The organism is Micromonospora sp. IBHARD004 (assembly GCF_052814115.1).
Genome location: NZ_CP199934.1, coordinates 6,635,627 through 6,651,026 on the forward strand (window position 1 = coordinate 6,635,627; position 15,400 = coordinate 6,651,026).

The window sequence follows — 15,400 nt, forward strand, 5'->3', positions numbered from 1 at the left end:
CGGTGCTCAGTCGCCGGCGGCGAGCCAGCTGCCGAGCAGGTGGTGGTCGATCGAGTCGACCCGGCCCAGCGGTCGTCCGGCGGCCACCCGCTCGCGCAGCTCGTCCCGGGTGAACCAGCGCGCCTCCAGCAGCTCCACCCCGTCCACCTGGACCTCCTCGCCGGCTGCGGTGGCCCGGAAGCCGACCATCAGCCCGGCCGGGAAGGGCCATGCCTGCGATCCCTGGTACGACACCTCGGCCACGGAGATGCCCGCCTCCTCGGCCATCTCCCGCCGGACCGCGTCCTCCAGGCTCTCGCCCACCTCGACGAACCCGGCGAGGGTGGAGTACGCCCCCTCCGGCGCGCCGGCGTGCCGGGCCAGCAGGCAGCGCCCCGGCGTGCCGGGCGCCTCGACCAGCACGATGATCGCCGGCTCGATCCGGGGAAACAGCAGCCGCCCGCAGCCCGGGCCGGTGCAGGAACGGGTATGCCCACCGTCCCGGGCCACCGTGGCCGCCCCGCAGCCGCCGCAGTACCGCTGCCCCCGGTGCCAGTGCAGCAGCCCCCGGGCGTACGCCTGGACCGCCGCCTCGGCCGGTCCCAGCCCGCCCACGAGGGCCCGGACGTCCACCGCCTCGTCCGCCCCCGCCAGCTCCCGCGCCTCCTGCTCGGCGCGGGCGGAGAGGTCCACGGCGAAGACCGCCGCGCCGTCGTCCAGGCCGAGGAAGACCGTCTCGCCGGCGGCGGCGAGCAGCTCGGCGGCGTCGGCGACGCCGCGCCGGACGGGCACCCGGTCCGGCCCGACCAGGCAGCGGTCCCGCCAGAGCGGCAGCACCACGCTGCCCGGGTCGGCCAACCGGCCGGCGATCCACCCCGGGTCCGCCCGGAGCGCCCCCGCCCGGTCCAGCCAGCCACCGCCGTACGCCATGATCCGATCCTCGGTCTGCACCTGGACACCGTCCCACGGCCCGCCCGGCGCGTGGGGACCGGCGGTGGGTGACCGTCGCGACACCCTGCGCCGGCCTGGCCGACACGCGTCGCGGAGATGCCCGCAGGGACACTCCCGCCCGGGTCGAGCGTTGGTTACCGTAGTTGTCTTCCGGGTGGGGGAGCGCTCCCCACGTGGTACTTCCGATCGAGGTAGCTGTGACGCTGTACGGCGAAAAACCCCCACCCGCCGACGACCGGCCCACGGTGCAGGTCACCGCGGTGAGCTGGCCGGGCGACGAGCCGGGACCGGCGGCTCCGGCCGGCGGGTCCCGCACCCGGCGCGGGCGGCTCCTGCTCGCCGGCGGGATGACCGCGGTCGTGCTGGCCGCCGTGGCCGGCGCCGGCGCCTACGCGTACGCCGGGGACGTCCCCCGCGGCACCACCGTGCTCGGTGCCGAACTCGGCGGCCGCAGCCGGACGGACGCGGCCCGCGAGCTGCGGGCGGCGTTGGAGCGCCGCTCGGCGGAGCTGGCCGCCCCGGTCCGGGTCACGGTGGGCGAGCGGACCGCCGAGATCAAGCCGGCCGACGTCGGCCTCGCGGTGGACGTGGACGCCACCGTGGCGGCGGCGGCCGCCGCCGACGCGCACCCGGTCAGCCGCCTCGTCGGCTCCCGCTCGGTCGACCCGGTGGTGACCGTCGACGTCGACCGGCTCGACGCCGCACTCCGCGCGGTGGTGGGGAGCCAGGGCCGGGAGATGACGATGCCGGCGATCATCTTCACCGGCACCACGCCGAAGCCGGTCTACCCGAAGCCCAGCCTGACCCTCGACCCGCCGCGCTCGGCGGAGGCGGTCAAGGGGGCCTGGCTCGCCGACGGGCCGGCGACCGTCCCGCTGGTGGAGAAGCACCCGGCGACCACCCGCGAGGAGGTGGACCGGCTGGTCGACGAGTTGGCGAAGCCGGCGGTCGCCGCCCCGGTCACCCTGACCACCGACAAGGGCTCCCTCGCCATCCCGCCCAGCGCGATCGCCCGTAGCCTGCGCTTCTCCGCGGACGAGGCGGGGAAGCTGGTCCCGCGGGTGGACGTGAAGCGGCTGCGCACCGCGCTCGGGGACCGGCTGGCGAAGGTCGAGGTGGAGCCGAGGGACGCCGGGCTGACCATCGCCGCGGGCAAGCCCAAGGTGGTGCCCGGTCGGGCCGGCCAGCAGCTGGACACCACGGCGCTCAGCCGCGATCTGCTCGCCGTGCTGCCGAAGGCGGACGGCCGGACGATCACCGCCCAGCTCAAGCCGGCCGAGCCTGAGCTGACCGAGACGAAGCTCGCCGAGCTGGGCATCAAGGAGCGGGTCTCCACCTTCACCACCCGGTTCCCGGGCGGCCTCTCCTCGCCCCGCAGCCAGAACATCGTGCAGGCCGCCAAGGACGTCGACGGCACGATCGTGAAGCCGGGCGAGACGTTCTCGCTGAACGGCCACACCGGCGAGCGCGGCTACGACCAGGGCTACCAGGACGCGCCGACGATTGTCGACGGCAAGCTCGTTCCCGGGGTCGGCGGCGGTGTCTCGCAGTTCACCACGACCCTGTTCAACGCGACGTACTACGCCGGGCTCGAGGACGTCGAGCACAAGCCGCACTCGTTCTACTTCAGCCGGTACCCCGCGGTGATCGAGTCGACGATCTACTACCCCGCTCTGGACTTCAAGTTCCGCAACAACAGTCCGCACGGGGTTCTGATCGACACCTCGTACACCTCCAGCACGATCACCGTGTCGATCTGGAGCACGAAGATCTACGACAGCGTCAAGACGGAGTACAGCCCTCGCCGGAACATCACCCAGCCGAAGACGGTCTACCTGGAGCCCGGCCCCGACTGCATCGAAGCCGCGGGCAGCGAGGGGTTCGCCCAGGACGCCTACCGGGTCATCACGAAGGACGGCCAGGTGATCAAGCGGCAGAAGTTCAGCTGGACGTACCAGGCCGAGCCCCGCTTCATCTGCGGCCCGAAGCCCCCCGCCTGACGCCCGTCGAGGTCAGGCACGACGAAGCCCCGCCGGCTCGATCGCCGGCGGGGCTTCCTCTTCTCGTACGACCTCAGGGACGCGCCTGCGCCAGCCCCTGGCGTACGCCGTCCGCGTCGCGGTCGGTGCCGTAGACCGGGGTGTCGGGCTGCTGCCGCCAACTCTCGTCCAGCGTGCCGGCGTCCACCGGGTCGAAGCCCAGCTCGTCCACCAGCTCCATCACCACCTGCTTGGCCCGGGCGTCGTCGCCGGCCACCGGCAGGGCGATCCGGTCGGGCGAGCCCGCCGGCCGGCCGCTGTCCATCAGGTGCGGCGCCCGGATGTTGTTGAACGCCTTGACGACCCGGGCGCCCTTCAGGTGCTCCGCGGTCCAGCGGCTGGAGCTGAGGCTACGGTCGAGCAGCTCGGCGATGTCCCCGTCCCGCTGGGCGTAGTAGTTGTCGGCGTCGACGACCAGCTTCCCGTCGAACAGCTCCGCCGGCAGGGTCGGCACGGCCTTCACCGGAACGGCGACGACGACCAGTTCCGCCCCCTGCACCGCCTCCTCGAGCGTGCCTGCCGTTGCCCCGGTCTCCGCGGCGAGTTCGGTGAGGCTCTGCGGGCCCCGCGAGTTGGTCACCGTCACGTCGTGACCCAGCGTGCGCAGTCGACGGGTGAGGGTGCCACCGATGTGACCCGACCCGACAATTCCGATCTTCATGACCACTCCTGCCTCCGCCAACGCCTGGCGGTCAGTTCCGGCCGAACCACCAGCAGGTACCCCGACCGGTCCGCCCCGATAGCGGACGAGGCGTACGCCACGTCCCATTTCCGCCACCACGGCGGGGGACCCGTCGCGGGCGGTCCCGCACCGACGGTACGAGACGGCACGGATGTTCGGGCGGATTCACCGAAGGCGGCGAAGCACTCGTCGCACGGCTCGTGGAATGGGGCCGGAAACGCAGATGAGGCCACCCCGAAGGGTGACCTCATCTGGAAAGATTGTCCGGCGGTGTCCTACTCTCCCACACCCTCCCGAGTGCAGTACCATCGGCGCTGGAGGGCTTAGCTTCCGGGTTCGGAATGTTACCGGGCGTTTCCCCTCCGCCATGACCGCCGTAACTCTATCGACATGTCAAACAACACCACCACTCGTGGTCTGTTGTTCGTTTGTCGGGAGTTGCACAGTGGACGCGTAGCAGCTTGGTAGTCAAGTCCTCGGCCTATTAGTACCGGTCAACTGAACCCGTTACCGGGCTTACATTTCCGGCCTATCAACCCAGTCGTCTAGCTGGGGGCCTTACCCCACAAAGTGGGTGGGATACCTCATCTTGAAGCGAGCTTCCCGCTTAGATGCTTTCAGCGGTTATCCCTTCCGAACGTAGCTAACCAGCCGTGCCCCTGGCGGGACAACTGGCACACCAGAGGTTCGTCCGTCCCGGTCCTCTCGTACTAGGGACAGCCCTTCTCAAGTATCCTACGCGCACGGCGGATAGGGACCGAACTGTCTCACGACGTTCTAAACCCAGCTCGCGTACCGCTTTAATGGGCGAACAGCCCAACCCTTGGGACCTGCTACAGCCCCAGGATGCGACGAGCCGACATCGAGGTGCCAAACCATCCCGTCGATATGGACTCTTGGGGAAGATCAGCCTGTTATCCCCGGGGTACCTTTTATCCGTTGAGCGACACCGCTTCCACATGCCAGTGCCGGATCACTAGTCCCGACTTTCGTCCCTGCTCGACCTGTCAGTCTCACAGTCAAGCTCCCTTGTGCACTTGCACTCAACACCTGATTGCCAACCAGGCTGAGGGAACCTTTGGGCGCCTCCGTTACCCTTTAGGAGGCAACCGCCCCAGTTAAACTACCCACCAGACACTGTCCCTGAACCGGATAACGGTCCGAAGTTAGATACCCAAATCAACCAGAGTGGTATTTCAAGATTGCCTCCACCCATACTGGCGTATGAGCTTCACCGGCTCCCACCTATCCTACACAAGCTAATTCAGATACCAATGTCAAGCTATAGTAAAGGTCCCGGGGTCTTTCCGTCCTGCCGCGCGTAACGAGCATCTTTACTCGTAATGCAATTTCGCCGGGCCTGTGGTTGAGACAGTGGGGAAGTCGTTACGCCATTCGTGCAGGTCGGAACTTACCCGACAAGGAATTTCGCTACCTTAGGATGGTTATAGTTACCACCGCCGTTTACTGGCGCTTAAGTTCTCCGCTTCGCCCCGAAGAGCTAACAGGTCCCCTTAACGTTCCAGCACCGGGCAGGCGTCAGTCCATATACATCGAATTACTTCTTCGCATGGACCTGTGTTTTTAGTAAACAGTCGCTTCCCCCTGCTCTCTGCGGCCATACCACGCTCCAGGAGCAAGTCCCTTCACGCGTCCGGCCCCCCTTCTCCCTAAGTTACGGGGGCAATTTGCCGAGTTCCTTAACCACAGTTCGCCCGATCGCCTCGGTATTCTCTACCTGACCACCTGTGTCGGTTTGGGGTACGGGCCGCTAAGAACTCGCTAGAGGCTTTTCTCGGCAGCATAGGATCACTGACTTCACCTGAATCGGCTCGGCATCACGTCTCAGCCTATGTGCACCACGGATTTGCCTATGGTGCGGCCTACACGCTTACCCCGGCACAACCACCGGCCGGGATCAGCTACCTTCCTGCGTCACCCCATCGCTTGACTACTACCCGTCAGGTTCCCACGCTCACCGCGTTTGGTCCGAAGACCGCCCACAGCTCGGGTGGTTAGCACAACGAGGTTCGTCAGGGTCGCTCTTTCGCGGGTACGGGAATATCAACCCGTTGTCCATCGACTACGCCTCTCGGCCTCGCCTTAGGTCCCGACTCACCCAGGGCGGATTAGCCTGGCCCTGGAACCCTTGGTCATCCGGCGGAAGGGTTTCTCACCCTTCTTTCGCTACTCATGCCTGCATTCTCACTCGTGCCGCGTCCACAGCTGGGTCACCCCGCTGCTTCACCCCCGGCACGACGCTCCCCTACCCATCCACACACCTGCACAAGGAATCAAGTCCAAGCGAGGTTGAAATGTGAATGCCACAGCTTCGGCGGTGTGCTTGAGCCCCGCTACATTGTCGGCGCGGAACCACTTGACCAGTGAGCTATTACGCACTCTTTAAAGGGTGGCTGCTTCTAAGCCAACCTCCTGGTTGTCTGTGCGACCCCACATCCTTTTCCACTTAGCACACGCTTAGGGGCCTTAGCTGGTGATCTGGGCTGTTTCCCTCTCGACTACGAAGCTTATCCCCCGCAGTCTCACTGCCGCGCTCTCACTTACCGGCATTCGGAGTTTGGCTGATTTCGGTAAGCTTGTGGGCCCCCTAGACCATCCAGTGCTCTACCTCCGGCAAGAAACACGCGACGCTGCACCTAAATGCATTTCGGGGAGAACCAGCTATCACGGAGTTTGATTGGCCTTTCACCCCTAACCACAGGTCATCCCCCAACTTTTCAACGTTGGTGGGTTCGGCCCTCCACGCGGTCTTACCCGCGCTTCAGCCTGCCCATGGCTAGATCACTCCGCTTCGGGTCTAGGACACGCGACTGAATCGCCCTATTCAGACTCGCTTTCGCTACGGCTCCCCCACACGGGTTAACCTCGCCACGTGCCACTAACTCGCAGGCTCATTCTTCAAAAGGCACGCCGTCACCCCGCAAGGCTCCGACGGATTGTAGGCGAACGGTTTCAGGTACTATTTCACTCCCCTCCCGGGGTACTTTTCACCATTCCCTCACGGTACTTGTCCGCTATCGGTCACCAGGAAGTATTTAGGCTTACCAGGTGGTCCTGGCAGATTCACGGCAGATTTCAGGGGTCCGCCGCTACTCGGGAACACTCACAGGAGGCCAGCCACTTTCACCTACCGGACTTTCACCGCCTACGGTCAGCCATTCCAGACTGTTCGGCTAGCAACTGGCTTTGTAACTCCTCCGACAAGTGTCAGCTTGTCGAGCAAGGTCCCACAACCCCGACCACGCAACCCCTGACAGGTATCACACGCAGCCGGTTTAGCCTCAATCCGCTTTCGCTCGCCACTACTCACGGAATCACTATTTGTTTTCTCTTCCTACGGGTACTGAGATGTTTCACTTCCCCGCGTTCCCTCCATACACCCTATGTGTTCAGGTGCAGGTGACACCACATGACTGGTGCCGGGTTTCCCCATTCGGACACCCTGGGATCACAGCTTGGTTGACAGCTCCCCCAGGCCTATCGCGGCCTCCCACGTCCTTCATCGGCTCCTGGTGCCAAGGCATTCACCGTTCGCCCTTGACAACTTGACCACAAAGATGCTCGCGTCCACTGTGCAATTCTCAACAAACGACCAACCCACAACCCGATCCGCCCCACACCAAACCCGACAACCGCCGGCGGTATGCGAGGCCAGGCCATGCCTGGCAGCCCGCGAAGCTCACGCTCCGCTCAAGGCTCCGAAAGAAACAACCACCGGTTGTTCTTTCAGGACCCAACAGGGTGCTCTACGCCAAACCCCAGCCGCATCACTTCCGCCGTTCCTGCACCCCGAAGGGCGTGTACTAGACATCCGAGACCGTTGCCGGCATCCGACTAACCAGTGTCTCCGCCATTGAGCACCCCGCCACCACATTCGGATGACGCGGGCTCCTTACACCCTTTCGGGCGAAGGTGCTCCTTAGAAAGGAGGTGATCCAGCCGCACCTTCCGGTACGGCTACCTTGTTACGACTTCGTCCCAATCGCCAGCCCCACCTTCGACGGCTCCCTCCCTTACGGGTTGGGCCACCGGCTTCGGGTGTTGCCGACTTTCGTGACGTGACGGGCGGTGTGTACAAGGCCCGGGAACGTATTCACCGCAGCGTTGCTGATCTGCGATTACTAGCGACTCCGACTTCACGGGGTCGAGTTGCAGACCCCGATCCGAACTGAGACCGGCTTTTTGGGATTCGCTCCACCTCGCGGTATCGCAGCCCATTGTACCGGCCATTGTAGCATGCGTGAAGCCCTGGACATAAGGGGCATGATGACTTGACGTCATCCCCACCTTCCTCCGAGTTGACCCCGGCAGTCTTCGATGAGTCCCCGCCATAACGCGCTGGCAACATCGAACGAGGGTTGCGCTCGTTGCGGGACTTAACCCAACATCTCACGACACGAGCTGACGACAGCCATGCACCACCTGTGACCGCCCCCGAAGGACCCGACATCTCTGCCGGTTTTGCGGCCATGTCAAACCCAGGTAAGGTTCTTCGCGTTGCATCGAATTAATCCGCATGCTCCGCCGCTTGTGCGGGCCCCCGTCAATTCCTTTGAGTTTTAGCCTTGCGGCCGTACTCCCCAGGCGGGGCGCTTAATGCGTTAGCTGCGGCACAGGGAACCGGAGAGGCCCCCCACACCTAGCGCCCAACGTTTACAGCGTGGACTACCAGGGTATCTAATCCTGTTCGCTCCCCACGCTTTCGCTCCTCAGCGTCAGTATCGGCCCAGAGACCCGCCTTCGCCACCGGTGTTCCTCCTGATATCTGCGCATTTCACCGCTACACCAGGAATTCCAGTCTCCCCTACCGAACTCTAGCCTGCCCGTATCGACTGCAGGCCCGCGGTTGAGCCGCGGGTTTTCACAGTCGACGCGACAAGCCGCCTACGAGCTCTTTACGCCCAATAAATCCGGACAACGCTCGCACCCTACGTCTTACCGCGGCTGCTGGCACGTAGTTGGCCGGTGCTTCTTCTGCAGGTACCGTCACTCTCGCTTCGTCCCTGCTGAAAGAGGTTTACAACCCGAAGGCCGTCATCCCTCACGCGGCGTCGCTGCATCAGGCTTCCGCCCATTGTGCAATATTCCCCACTGCTGCCTCCCGTAGGAGTCTGGGCCGTGTCTCAGTCCCAGTGTGGCCGGTCGCCCTCTCAGGCCGGCTACCCGTCGTCGCCTTGGTAGGCCATCACCCCACCAACAAGCTGATAGGCCGCGAGCCCATCCCAGGCCGAAAAACTTTCCACCACCAGCCATGCGGCCAGCAGTCCTATTCGGTATTAGCCCCGGTTTCCCGGGGTTATCCCAAAGCCTAGGGCAGGTTGCTCACGTGTTACTCACCCGTTCGCCGCTCGAGTACCCCGAAGGGCCTTTCCGCTCGACTTGCATGTGTTAAGCACGCCGCCAGCGTTCGTCCTGAGCCAGGATCAAACTCTCCAACAAAAACTTGTTGAAACAGTCATCCCGACAACAAAAAGTGTTGCCAAAGGAATCCAAACCAACAACCCTCCCAAAGGAGAACTGCCAGTCCGGGGTATAAATCAATTTGGCACTGGCTTATCAAGCACCCTGTTGAGTTCTCAAAGAACAACCACACACCGCCCAGAAACCCCACACCGTGGAGCCCCGACCCGGGGTATTTCGTTCAACCGCCCGCCGCTCTCGCGCCGGGCACTCTTACTACGTTACCTCGCCGCATTCCCCGTGTCAACCGGTGTGTCCCGGTGTGTCACGCTTCGTACGGGTCGGCGCCGGTGAGCACGCGCAGCAGTGACTCGCTGCGCTTGGTCATCGGATTTGGCAGGACGGCCGCTGCGGTCTCCCGCGAGCTCGCCCGCTTCCCTGCCGGTCGTCAACCTTACCCGGTCGCTTCCGCTCCGCCAAATCCGCCTCGCGGCCGATCCGCCGAGCCCCGCCCGGACCGTGTCGTCCGAGGAGCGAACCCCCCTTTGACCCGGTGCCAGTCCGGTTCGGCGCTCCAGGTCTTTCGCCCTGTTTGCCCCGTTCCGCGCTGGCAGAGAGAAAGTTACGCGTCTGCGGGTTTGATCGTCAAATCCGCGGGTGTTGTCCCGCGTCACATCATCACCGCGAAGCTATCTTCCCTGTTCAGGGGTGGTGGAGCCGGTCAGTTGCCGGCTGGGACGAGGCGATCGCCGCCCTGGCGCTGGCGGTGGGCGGCCACGCGGGGGCGGCCGTCGAACGGCAGGAGAGGGACGGCGGGTCAGGCTGACGGGCGACGGCCGGCACGCCAGCCCCGGACACCGAGCACGCCGACGGTGGTGCCGATGGCCAGCGACGCGGCGATCAGCAGCGCGTGCACCCAGAGAAAGCCGGTGGCGGCGCCCTCGCCGACCGTGCCGGTGGACCAGGAGCGCGGGTCGTTCCAGATCGCGACCGCGAACCTGGGCCAGATCACCCAGGTCCAGACCCCGACCCCGACCAGAAAGAGCGACCATCCACGCGACAGCACCATGGCTGGCCAGTATGCCAGCGGGGTAGGTCACGGGCCGACGGCGCGGGCCGGACCGGGCGGACCGCCGCGGGCCGCGCGGCCGGCCGGCGCCGACGACGGCCCGGACGCGCCCGGTCCCGGTACCCCGGTCGACCTCACCGGCTACCGGGTCGAGGCGATCGATGGCCGGATCGGCTCGATCGACGCGGCGCGCGCCGCCGCCCGCCACCTACCCGGACGAGTTCGACCGGCCGGCGTACCGCGAGCGGGTGGGCAGCTACTACGAGGAGAGCTACCGCGAGGGCTGACCGGGCCCCCCGACCGGAGGCTCGGCCGGCTACCGTGGAGCCATGGTCCGGCCGAGCACCAGCGCCCCGGAGACCGTCGACGGTCTCCCGGCTGCTGCCGCTCCGGTTCTCCCGCTTCGCGTCGATGACGGTCGGGAGCAGATCCTCGACGTACTCCGTGCCGGTGGCTTGCGGTTCCGCGCCGGCGGGCGATGGCGGTCCGCGCTCTGACGAGCCGACTCCACTGATCCGGGCGTACCCGGGTCTCTCCGCGCGCCCGCGCGTTCCTCCACCGTTCTCCTCGGCACGAAAGGCGTACCACCATGTCCGTAGCACGGATGCTCACCGGCGACCGCCCGACCGGGCGGTTGCACCTCGGCCACTACGTCGGCAGCATCGCCAACCGCGTGCAGCTGCACCAGCGGTACGAGAGCTTCTTCATCATCGCCGACCTGCACATGCTCACCACGAAGAACACCCGCGAGGACATCGAGCAGGTCTCCCGCAACGGCCGCGAGATGGTCACCGACATCCTCGCCGCCGGGGTCGACCCGGCCCGGGCCACCTTCTACCTCCAGTCGGCGATCCCGGAGGTCGGCGACCTGAACACCCTCTTCCAGAACCTGGTCACCGTGCCCCGGCTGGAGCGGGTCCCGTCGCTGAAGGAGATGGCCCGGGACGCCGGCAAGGAGGAGATGCCGTACGGGCTGCTCGGTTACCCCGTCCTCCAGGCCGCCGACATCCTCTGCGTGAAGGGGCAGGTCGTCCCGGTGGGGAAGGACAACGCGGCGCACGTCGAGGTGACCCGGGAGATCGCCCGCCGGTTCAACCACCTCTACGGCCCGGTCTTCCCGGTGCCCGAGATGGTCGCCTCCGACACGCCCACCCTGGTCGGCACCGACGGCCAGGGCAAGATGAGCAAGAGCCGGGGTAACGCCATCGCGCTCTCCGACGACCCGGCCACCGTCCGCCGCACGGTGATGGGCATGTACACCGACCCGAACCGGGTCCGCGCCGACGTGCCCGGGACGGTGGCGGGGAACCCGGTCTTCGCGTACCACGACGTCTTCAACCCGGACCGGGCCCGGGTGGCCGAGCTGAAGGCGCGCTACCGGGCCGGTCGGGTCGGTGACGTCGAGGTCAAGGAGGAGTTGGCGGTCGCGCTCAACCGGTTCCTCGACCCGATCCGGGAGCGCCGGGCCCGGTTCGAGGCCGAGCCCGGCCTGGTCGACCAGCTGATCTTCGAGGGCACCGAGCGGACCCGGGAGCAGGTGCGCGGGACCCTGGTCGAGGTCCGCCGGGCGATGGGTCTGACCAGCGCGTACACCCAGGTGCGGCGGCGGGCCGAGCGGTACCGCAAGGCCGCCGCCACGCCGGCCTGACCTTCCGGTACGCGGACAGCCGGCTCGGGAACGGCCTTGCGCCGGACCCGGGCCGGCCGGTTAGGCTCCTCCCGTGGCCAGCTTCCGCACCCTCGCGCCGACGTCCTGCGACGTTTCGGTCGGTGCGGCGCGACGCCGGCGATCCTTCGACCGCCTGCGCTGAGCACACATCCTCTCTGCGACCGGCGGATCGAGCCGCCGGTCCTCGCCGTTCGTCCTCGGTCCGCCCGCATCCCCCGTCCGGAGATCCGCCTGAGGCGGGTCCGAGCGAGATCGGCGTACCCATGGATCTGGAGAAGTTGCTGACCGACCGGCTGGCGCCGGCGTTCGCGGCGGTGGCCGGCGTACCGGTGGACCCGGTGGTGCGGCGCTCCCAGCGCGCGGACTTCCAGTCCGACGCGGCGCTGGCGCTGGCCCGGCGGCTCGGCCGGCCGCCGCGGGCGATCGCCACGGAGGTCCTGGAGCGCGCCGAGGTGGGTGACCTCTGCGCGGCGGCGGAGGTCTCCGGGCCCGGCTTCATCAATCTGACCGTCGCCGAGCGGACCCTCGGCGGGCTGGTCTCCGCGCTCGCCACCGACCCGCGGCTCGGCGTTCCGGCCAGCGCGGCCCCGGAGACGGTGGTGGTCGACTACTCGTCGCCGAACGTGGCGAAGGAGATGCACGTCGGGCACCTGCGCTCGACGGTGATCGGCGACGCGGCGGCGCGGCTGCTGGAGTGGCTCGGCCACCGGGTGGTCCGGGCCAACCACCTGGGCGACTGGGGCACCCCGTTCGGCATGCTGATCGAGCACCTGGTCGACCTGGGCGAGGCCGAGGCGACGCAGGAGCTGTCGATGGGCGACCTGGACTCGTTCTACCAGGCGGCCCGGGCGAAGTTCGACACCGACGAGGCGTTCCGGGAGCGGTCCCGGCTGCGGGTGGTGGCGTTGCAGGGCGGCGACGAGGGGACGCGGCGGCTCTGGCGGCTCCTCGTCGAGCAGTCCGAACGCTACTTCCTGACCGTCTACGACCTGCTCGACGTGACCCTGACCGGCCGGGACTTCCAGGGCGAGAGCAGCTACAACGACCTGCTCGCCCCGGTGGTGGCGGAGCTGGACGGGCTCGGGCTGCTCCGGGAGAGCGACGGCGCCGCCTGCGTCTTCCCGCCCGGATCGGTCGGCCGGGACGGCGAGCCGCTGCCGCTGATCGTCCGCAAGTCCGACGGCGGGTACGGCTACCCGGCCACCGACCTGGCGGCGATCCGGCACCGCACCGGCGAGCTGGGCGCGACCCGGCTGCTCTACGTCGTCGGCCTGCCGCAACAGCGGCACTTCGAGATGGTGTACGCGGTGGCGGAGCAGGCCGGCTGGCTGGCCCCGCCGGCGCGGGCCGAGCACGTCGGGTTCGGCTCGATCCTCGGGCCGGACGGGCGGATGCTGCGCAGCCGGGCCGGCGGGTCGGTGAAGCTGGTCGGCCTGCTCGAGGAGGCGGTGGCCCGGGCCACCGCGCTGACCCGGAGCCGGAACCCGGAGCTGGGCGAGGCGGAGGCCGCCGAGGTGGGCCGGGCGGTCGGCATCGGCGCGATCAAGTACGCCGACCTCTCCAGCGACCGGCACCGGGACTACGTGCTGGACTGGGAGCGGATGCTGTCGCTGGACGGGAACACCGCGCCCTACCTGCAGTACGCGTACTCCCGGATCCGGTCGATCTTCCGGCGGGCCGGCGTGGCGGCCCGGCCGGACGCGGGCATCTCGCTGGCCGAGCCGGCGGAGCGGGCGCTCGCCTTCGAGCTGGTCGGCTTCGGGGCGGTGGTCGCCCAGGTGGAGCGGAGCCTGGAGTTCCACCACCTGGCGGCCTACCTGCACCGGCTGGCCACCGCGTTCAGCGCGTTCTACGAGCGCTGCCCGGTGCTGCGGGCCGAGGAGCCGGTGCGGGAGAGCCGGCTGGTGCTCTGCGACCTGACCGCCCGGGTGCTGCGGCAGGGCCTGCACCTGCTGGGCATCCGCACGCCGGAACGGATGTAGCCGGCTCAGCGGGCCGTCCGGTTCTCCACCCTGGCCGCGTCGGCGCCGGTACGGTGTCCGGCGCCGACGCGGCCGCGGCTCAGTTCGCGGTGGACTTCGGGGTGGTCTTCGAGTCGAGCCAGGTGTTGATCAGCTTGGTGAAGTCCCGGCCGGTCTGCTTGTTGACGAAGGCGATGAACGAGGCGCGGTCCTGCTGGGTGTTCTTCTGCTGCTGCACCCAGGCGGTGGCGAGCGCGAAGAACTTCTTGTCGCCCAGCAGGTTGTGCAGCTCCCGGAGCATCGCCTCCGGGCAGAGGTAGACGTTCCCCTCGGCGAAGTTCTTCGGGTTCGGCTTGCCGGGCGGGCCGAGCTTCGCCCGCAGCTTGGCGTCGGCCTGGCGCACGTACCGGTCCAGGCTGGCGTCGCTGAGGTTGAAGACGTCCTGGGTGTGGAGATCCTGGGCGTAGGTGGCGAAGCCCTCGTTGAGCCACAGGTCGGTCCAGGTGGTCGGCGTGACGGAGTCCCCGAACCACTGGTGGGCGTACTCGTGGAGCAGGTCGGTGCCCCAGCGGTCCCGCCGGGCCTTGGTGTTCTCGATCTTCCGACCCATGGTGATCATCTGCTGGGTCTCCATGCCGGACGCCGAGTCCACCACCACGACTCCGCCGGTCGGGAACGGGTACGGCCCGAACCGCTTCTCCAGCCAGGCGATGTACTGCGGAGACTTCTTCAGGTACGGCAGCAGCTTGTCGTCGGTGCCCTTGCGGTACCAGTAGGTCAGCGGGATGCCCCGCGGCCCCTTCGCGGTCAGCTTCTGGTACTTCCCGACCGCCAGGGTGGTCAGGTACGTCGCCACCGGGTCGGCGCTGCGGTAGGTGAAGGTGGTCCCGGACTGCGCGGCGGGGGTGCCGCTGGCGATGGCGGACCAGCCCGGCGGCACGGTGACCTCGATGTCGTAGAGCGCCTCGTCGGACGGCATGTCGTTCGCCGGGTACCAGGTGAACGCCCCGAACGGCTCCTGCATCGTCCAGAGGCCGCCCTCCTTGGTGACGGTCAGCCCCAAGGCCTCCACATCCTTGCGGTGCGATGGCATCGGGGTGGTCTTCGGGCTGCCGTGGTACTTCACCACCAGGGTGACCGGCTTGTCGGCGGTGACCGGGGCGGCGACGGTCAGCTTCTCCTTCGTCACCGTGCCGGTGACCGACGTCCCGTCCAGCGTCACCCCGTCCACCTGGAACGGCATGAAGTCGAGGACCAGGCTCGGCGCGTCCTTGGTGGGCCGGATCCGCAGGGTGGCGGTGCCGGTGAGGGTCTTCGTCGGCGGTGCCCACTCGAGGGCCAGGCCGTAGTGCAGCACGTCCAGCGCTGCGGTACCCCGGGCCGGGTAGAGCGGGTCGGCCACCGGAGTCGAGTTACCGGCCCGCCAGGCGGTGTAGTCGACCGCCGGCACGGTCGGGCTCGGGCTGGCCGAGGGGGACGAGGAGGCGCCCGCCGGGCCCGCCGGGTCGGGCGTGCAGCCGGCGACGAGCAGCGGCGGCAGGAGCAGGGTCAGGAGTACTGGGTGACGCATCAGCGCACCGTACGGGAGAGTGCCTCTCCCGTGGGGGCACCGCGCCGCCGACCGCGCGC

8 protein-coding genes and 3 rRNA genes are annotated in these 15,400 nt (G+C 67.6%); 4 read left to right on the forward strand and 7 right to left on the reverse strand.

Annotation, left to right across the window (positions count from 1 at the left end):
• Positions 1–6: 6 nt before the first annotated feature.
• Positions 7–930 (reverse strand): NAD(+) diphosphatase, encoded by a 924-nt coding sequence (gene nudC, locus ACTWO6_RS32255; protein WP_446217427.1) that lies wholly within the window; start codon positions 928–930, stop codon positions 7–9.
• A 197-nt stretch (positions 931–1,127) separates the two neighbouring features.
• On the opposite strand from nudC, the gene ACTWO6_RS32260 reads away from it, so the two are divergent.
• A complete protein-coding gene (locus ACTWO6_RS32260) occupies positions 1,128–2,930 on the forward strand; it encodes a VanW family protein (RefSeq protein ID WP_446217428.1) in 1,803 nt (600 codons plus the stop codon).
• A 73-nt stretch (positions 2,931–3,003) separates the two neighbouring features.
• Here the strand turns inward: ACTWO6_RS32260 and ACTWO6_RS32265 are convergent, their stop codons facing one another.
• The 5 genes from ACTWO6_RS32265 to ACTWO6_RS32285 form a co-directional block, all read right to left on the reverse strand.
• Entirely contained in the window at positions 3,004–3,630 is a 627-nt protein-coding gene (locus tag ACTWO6_RS32265; protein ID WP_446217429.1) for an NADPH-dependent F420 reductase, read from the reverse strand.
• A gap of 283 nt (positions 3,631–3,913) precedes the next feature.
• Positions 3,914–4,030: ribosomal RNA gene (gene rrf, locus ACTWO6_RS32270) — 5S ribosomal RNA — on the reverse strand.
• A gap of 85 nt (positions 4,031–4,115) precedes the next feature.
• Positions 4,116–7,223 (reverse strand): 23S ribosomal RNA (locus ACTWO6_RS32275).
• A gap of 372 nt (positions 7,224–7,595) precedes the next feature.
• A 16S ribosomal RNA gene (locus tag ACTWO6_RS32280) occupies positions 7,596–9,111 on the reverse strand.
• The 16S, 23S and 5S rRNA genes sit together here, the layout of an rRNA operon.
• 778 nt (positions 9,112–9,889) lie before the next feature.
• Positions 9,890–10,141 (reverse strand): SCO4848 family membrane protein, encoded by a 252-nt coding sequence (locus ACTWO6_RS32285; protein ID WP_446217430.1) that lies wholly within the window; start codon positions 10,139–10,141, stop codon positions 9,890–9,892.
• 161 nt (positions 10,142–10,302) lie between these two features.
• Here ACTWO6_RS32285 and ACTWO6_RS32290 point away from each other — a divergent pair, with 161 nt between their 5' ends.
• The 3 genes from ACTWO6_RS32290 to argS all read left to right on the forward strand — a co-directional run bounded on the left by ACTWO6_RS32290 (position 10,303) and on the right by argS (position 13,792).
• Positions 10,303–10,428, forward strand: a complete 126-nt coding sequence (locus ACTWO6_RS32290) for a hypothetical protein (RefSeq protein ID WP_446217431.1) — start codon at positions 10,303–10,305, stop codon at positions 10,426–10,428.
• A gap of 302 nt (positions 10,429–10,730) precedes the next feature.
• Positions 10,731–11,789, forward strand: coding sequence for a tryptophan--tRNA ligase (gene trpS, locus ACTWO6_RS32295; protein ID WP_446217432.1), 1,059 nt, complete (start codon positions 10,731–10,733; stop codon positions 11,787–11,789).
• A gap of 284 nt (positions 11,790–12,073) precedes the next feature.
• Positions 12,074–13,792, forward strand: coding sequence for an arginine--tRNA ligase (argS, locus tag ACTWO6_RS32300; protein ID WP_446217433.1), 1,719 nt, complete (start codon positions 12,074–12,076; stop codon positions 13,790–13,792).
• Positions 13,793–13,871: 79 nt separating this feature from the next.
• Here the strand turns inward: argS and ACTWO6_RS32305 are convergent, their stop codons facing one another.
• Positions 13,872–15,341, reverse strand: a complete 1,470-nt coding sequence (locus tag ACTWO6_RS32305) for a M1 family metallopeptidase (protein ID WP_446217434.1) — start codon at positions 15,339–15,341, stop codon at positions 13,872–13,874.
• Positions 15,342–15,400: the final 59 nt, after the last annotated feature.

Bases quoted from the DNA above. Each gene is read 5' to 3' on its own strand.
- trpS (WP_446217432.1), top strand. From the start codon at position 10,731: ATGTCCGTAGCACGGATGCTCACCGGCGACCGCCCGACCGGGCGGTTG.
- ACTWO6_RS32265 (WP_446217429.1), bottom strand. From the start codon at position 3,630: ATGAAGATCGGAATTGTCGGGTCGGGTCACATCGGTGGCACCCTCACC.
- ACTWO6_RS32290 (WP_446217431.1), top strand. From the start codon at position 10,303: ATGGCCGGATCGGCTCGATCGACGCGGCGCGCGCCGCCGCCCGCCACC.
- ACTWO6_RS32285 (WP_446217430.1), bottom strand. From the start codon at position 10,141: ATGGTGCTGTCGCGTGGATGGTCGCTCTTTCTGGTCGGGGTCGGGGTC.
- argS (WP_446217433.1), top strand. From the start codon at position 12,074: ATGGATCTGGAGAAGTTGCTGACCGACCGGCTGGCGCCGGCGTTCGCG.
- ACTWO6_RS32305 (WP_446217434.1), bottom strand. From the start codon at position 15,341: ATGCGTCACCCAGTACTCCTGACCCTGCTCCTGCCGCCGCTGCTCGTC.